General features: G+C 44.1%; 8 protein-coding genes. 1 reads left to right on the top strand and 7 read right to left on the bottom strand.

Translation table 11 applies throughout. The features are described 5' to 3' along the window. Positions 1–155: 155 nt before the first annotated feature. From ABUA09_RS18055 to ABUA09_RS18035, 5 genes are all read right to left on the bottom strand, one after another. On the bottom strand, positions 156–647 hold the full coding sequence (locus tag ABUA09_RS18055) for a hypothetical protein (protein ID WP_002304359.1): 492 nt from the start codon (positions 645–647) through the stop codon (positions 156–158). A 56-nt stretch (positions 648–703) separates the two neighbouring features. Next, positions 704–958, bottom strand: a complete 255-nt coding sequence (locus tag ABUA09_RS18050; protein ID WP_002304358.1) for a CPCC family cysteine-rich protein — start codon at positions 956–958, stop codon at positions 704–706. Positions 959–1,269: 311 nt separating this feature from the next. Next, positions 1,270–1,566 (bottom strand): DUF3847 domain-containing protein, encoded by a 297-nt coding sequence (locus ABUA09_RS18045; RefSeq protein WP_005927679.1) that lies wholly within the window; start codon positions 1,564–1,566, stop codon positions 1,270–1,272. Beyond that, positions 1,559–1,900, bottom strand: coding sequence for a replication initiator protein A (locus ABUA09_RS18040; RefSeq protein WP_005927681.1), 342 nt, complete (start codon positions 1,898–1,900; stop codon positions 1,559–1,561). Before ABUA09_RS18040 ends, ABUA09_RS18045 begins: the two co-directional genes overlap by 8 nt. Then, entirely contained in the window at positions 1,897–2,085 is a 189-nt protein-coding gene (locus ABUA09_RS18035; protein ID WP_005927683.1) for a hypothetical protein, read from the bottom strand. Before ABUA09_RS18035 ends, ABUA09_RS18040 begins: the two co-directional genes overlap by 4 nt. A 484-nt stretch (positions 2,086–2,569) precedes the next feature. Between ABUA09_RS18035 and ABUA09_RS18030 the strand changes: the two genes are divergently transcribed. Beyond that, complete coding sequence (locus tag ABUA09_RS18030; protein WP_006573790.1) at positions 2,570–3,376, top strand: helix-turn-helix transcriptional regulator; 807 nt, start codon at positions 2,570–2,572, stop codon at positions 3,374–3,376. A gap of 97 nt (positions 3,377–3,473) precedes the next feature. Here the strand turns inward: ABUA09_RS18030 and ABUA09_RS18025 are convergent, their stop codons facing one another. Together ABUA09_RS18025 and ABUA09_RS18020 are read right to left on the bottom strand one after the other, a co-directional pair. Next, positions 3,474–3,998 carry a hypothetical protein gene (locus tag ABUA09_RS18025; RefSeq protein ID WP_024729645.1) on the bottom strand — a complete coding sequence of 175 codons (525 nt, stop codon included), beginning with the start codon at positions 3,996–3,998 and terminating at the stop codon, positions 3,474–3,476. A gap of 54 nt (positions 3,999–4,052) precedes the next feature. After that, positions 4,053–4,430, bottom strand: a complete 378-nt coding sequence (locus tag ABUA09_RS18020) for a TnpV protein (RefSeq protein WP_003533403.1) — start codon at positions 4,428–4,430, stop codon at positions 4,053–4,055. Positions 4,431–4,445 lie beyond the last annotated feature (15 nt).

Here is a 4,445-nt window from a genome sequence, read left to right as displayed (position 1 = left end):
CAGGGCATTTCGTGTCCCTCCTTTCGGTAATTGGTGGATGGGGTGGCGTTTTACCACCTCATTTGGGGCAGAAAAAAAGCAGGCAACCTTTTTCAGATTTCCTGCTTGGTGTGCCGCTTTGTGGGCGGCGGGTATTTAGTTGTAAGAGTTTGGGGTTACTTTTTGACTTCCTTTGTGATTTCAGTTGTCTCTAACTGTACCCGATAAGTGCTTTCTTCTCCGTTCAAATTGGTTGTTTTCAATTCAAACCACAAATTATCAGTCAACTTATCAGCGTCACTATCTCTGAGAATGTCACCAGAAATTTGTCCAACATTTCCAGAAACATCTATTGTCTCACCTGTCTGATCATCAACACCATTAGAAAGCAGAGTTTCTTTTTCGCTTCCATTGATATAAATGGTCGTTGAGTATGTGGTAATATTAGCAAAATCGTCTGACATCACTTTCAAATCACCACCATAGCAAATTTCATCTTTGCCATCTAAAATAATTACACCATTCGACACAGAAATATATTCATTTTCTCCGCTAAATGAATATACCTTTAAGGACTGTTCTTCATTGCTTTCGGAGGAAGTGTTGCACCCTGCAAGCAGAACCGTACAAGCAAGCAACGATAGCATAACTGCCATTATCTTTTTCATAATATCACCATCCCATCAAATTTCAATTTTTCAGTTCTACAAGTTGGAAGTTGTCGCTATGAAATTTCTTTTTCATCATCTCTTGGTGATCGGACATAACATAACATTTCTTTTTCACAAGCACCAAATTTTGAGAAATTGAATTTCGCTTCTTTTAGTGTTATTCCATGATTAGAGTCGCTTGGTTCGTTATCAGAAGCAATAAACGGGTCATTCTCCCAAAAACAAACGGGGCAAATATACCCACAATCTTTATTTGCCGGAACATTATAGGTAAAATATCCGCAGCAAGGACATTGGTATTTTTTCATATAAACCTCCCGTTTAATCCTTGACCTCAAATTCCTGATTTATTGCTGACTTCATTATACTTTATTGCCTATCGAAAAGATAGCATATTTTATGAAACTTGTCGGCTGGGAACAGCTTGCAGCGCAAGGTGTCCCCAGATGGCAAGTCCACAAAAGGGTAGCTGGCGGCAGCCAGCGCAGGGGAAGCGTAGCGTCCCCTGTTTGATTTGGAGCAGACCATGACTGCGGAAAATCACAGCCCTCCGGCGAGGAGCCTTCGGAGAACGCAATGCACCAACTTCTGGGTGGTGTATAATTGCGCCCTTAGTAAACTAAGGGGGTTCCGGCATCTCCCGTTCCAGCAGTTTTTTCAATAGTTCCTGCGTGTCCTGTCTGTGAAAAATGAGTTTCAACAACAGCATGACATCATCATCTGTCAGGCGTTCCGGCTCTTGCAGAAAACTTTCCAGCATACCGCCACGGGTACAGAGCCGGTGCGTCCGTTCCTTTCGGGTAAGCTGTTTCAACTGGTGCTGCAATGCCTTTTCATCATTGATGGCTTTCCGCAGTTTCTTTTCGCTTTTTTCCAACTCCCGATTGAGTTTTTCCAGCTTTGAGGTATCAGGCAAGGGCAGCGTCCTCCTTTCCCGGTATCAGCACATAAATCCGGTTTGGTTCTCCAATGCCCTGACGCACCCGCATGATAAGTCCGGCAGTTTCCAGTTCATTCAGAGAACGCTTGACCGTCATGGAGCTGCGGGACAGGACTGCGGCAATGGCTGTGACAGGGAAGCAGACAAAGAGGATTCCGTTCTCGTCCTCCTGCCCTTTGGAGAGCATAGCGTCCAGCATCCGGCAGTACATGACCTTTGCGGTGCTGCTGACTGGAAATCCTGTCAACGCTCTGGGAAAAGGCATACAGGGCGGCAATGGTGTGTCTATCGTCATAAATTCAAAATTCATTCTGTGTGTTCCTCCTTTTTCTTTGCTCGTTTGGATAAATAACAGGGGCAGTCAATCACAACCGCCCGGAAGCTCTGCTTGCACCCATGCTGGCATTTCCGGCATAATTCGTTGTAAGTGACACGCCCCCGGTCATTGAGGTAAAAGGAAAGCTCATACTTCCTCTTTTTGCTCATTCTCGGCATATTGCGCTTCCTCCCGTTTTAGTGTATGGTTTCGGGGCGATTTTCGGTAAAATTACAGCCATAGAGCCGCTTAAAATCTCCCGAAGTATCAGCGATAAGGTAGACTGTCCCCCTATCAGATTGTTGTGTTTCGGTATCATTTCGGTGTCAGTTCGCCAGTTCTCCCCGGTGTCGTTCCTCCCCTGAATCTCACAGCGGCGTATCGCTCCCTTTGGTATGCTCGTTTTGGTCAGGGTTCCTCCATATCCCTGCCAAAAGTCATGGCACTACATCGCCGGGGAAGCATATCCCACACAGGCTGGTCATTCGATTGGAATAATCCATCGATGAACTACCTGTATCATAGAACATTTTTGTGCCCTGTGCCGTATGTCCACAAAGTAGGAATTCGGGGTAAAAATCAGAAATTTCCACGATTGCGGAATTGATATGGTATAATCAATTCAACGGTTATAAATGTCGTTAGAAAGGGGGAACTGCTTCAATGAACGGAGCTACTACAATACAGGAACGGCTAAAAGATTTACGATTAAACAAAGGATTAAAACTGGAAGAACTGGCTGAGCAAACGGGTATTTCAAAATCGGCTCTTGGCAGTTATGAAAAAGACGACTATAAGGAAATCAATCATGGCAACCTTATCCTGCTGGCAGATTTTTATGGGGTGTCCCTCGATTATCTCTTTTGCCGGACAGAGAACCGGGCGGAGATCAACACGCCATTAAGGGAGCTGCATTTGAGTGATGAGATGGTAGCACTTCTGAAAAGCGGTCGGATTAACAACCGTCTGCTGTGCGAACTTGCCACCCATAAGGACTTTATCAAGTTTCTTGCGGACATTGAGATTTATGTGGATGGGATTGCCACCATGCAGATTCAAAACCTCAACGCCCTTGTCGATACCGTCCGGCATGAAATCATTGAACGGTATCGCCCCGGCGAAGATGACCCCCATTTGAAAGTGTTGCAAGCCGCCCATATCAGTGATGATGAATATTTCAGTCACATGGTACGGGATGACCTCAACCTGATTATCCGGGATATTCGGGAAGCCCATAAAAAGGACAGCGAGAGTGCACCTCAGACCACCGTTGCCGATGAACTGAAAGAAAATCTGGAAGCGGTTGAAAATTTCAAGGGCAGCCGTGATGAAAAGCTGGTTGTCCTTTACTGTAAGCAGCTTGGTATCAACTATAAAAATCTGTCAGATGAAGAATTTCGCTGGCTGATTCGGATTCTCAAAAAATCAAAGAAAATGGGAACGCCTATCAGCCAGAGGAAAAAACGATAAAGAAAAACCGCTGTTGCATGGTTTGTTGGCTTCCATGTAGCAGCGGTTTTTGCTGGGATTATTCAGTTGAATTTTTAGCACGACAAACTGGAATTTGTCAAAGAGGATTATTCCAATATTCCACAGTATTTCTATTTACATCATAAAAAGTAATATTACCCGCATTTATAGGCAAGACAATCGCAAAAGGTTTATTGCGGTCAATATCAACCACTTGAATTGTGTTGCCATCATCTATTTCAAGTTGTTGCACCTGCTGTTGATTCATAGAAATAAATGCTCGTTCATTATATCCCTCTACAGTAAACTCCACAATTCCTCTTTGAATCCCCGAAAGAGTTCCACCTCCACGGGAAAAATATCCGAAGGAAAGTCCTGGACGATTGACATAGACGGAAAAAGAATGGTCACTCAAATCCTGAGGGTAAGAAATATATGCAGCCATCGTGCTGGAAACGCTTCCATCGACCGTCCAATCATCCTTAATCTTCTGCGACGAACGAATATCTGCCTCCAGCTTAGATGAAGTCACGCCGATCTCATTGTTCGTATAAAGAAAACAAACAAATAAAATACAAGCAAGAACAACCCCTATCACAATTTTAAGAAATATTTTTTTCACGCTATCAAAACTCCTTGTCAACTTTCGATTTGTCATAATCATTCTACCATACCGTTATGAATAAATCATCTCTTGCAAAATAATTTCTTCTGCCCGGTTGTGAATGTTATTGCAACGCTGCACCCATTCCATTTGATGGGTACGCTTCAATTCCTCGGTCACACCATCGGCAGCCTTCATCTGCTCCATGATGGTGTCTAACCGTTCCTGTGCCTGTTCGTTCAGGTCTGCAAGATATGTCCATAACTCCCCGGTCAGTGTCAATGTGTTCAATCTGGCTGGGTGGGCTTCTCTTAAATATTCCCGGTGCATCCGTCCGTACTTTCCGATAGGGCGGTGTTCCTCCGGCAGCTTCAAATCTGGGATATAGTAATCTCCGACAAGGATATAATCAATTCCGTTTTCCGTTATTCTTGGTTTCAATTCGCTCATGTTCCTTACCTCCTG

Source organism: Intestinimonas sp. RTP31139st1_F5_RTP31139_211217, assembly GCF_040226735.1.
Taxonomy (GTDB): Bacteria; Bacillota; Clostridia; order Oscillospirales; family Oscillospiraceae; genus Intestinimonas; species Intestinimonas butyriciproducens.
Note: the sequence above shows the minus strand (reverse complement) of the source record. Positions and strands in the feature narration are given on the sequence as shown.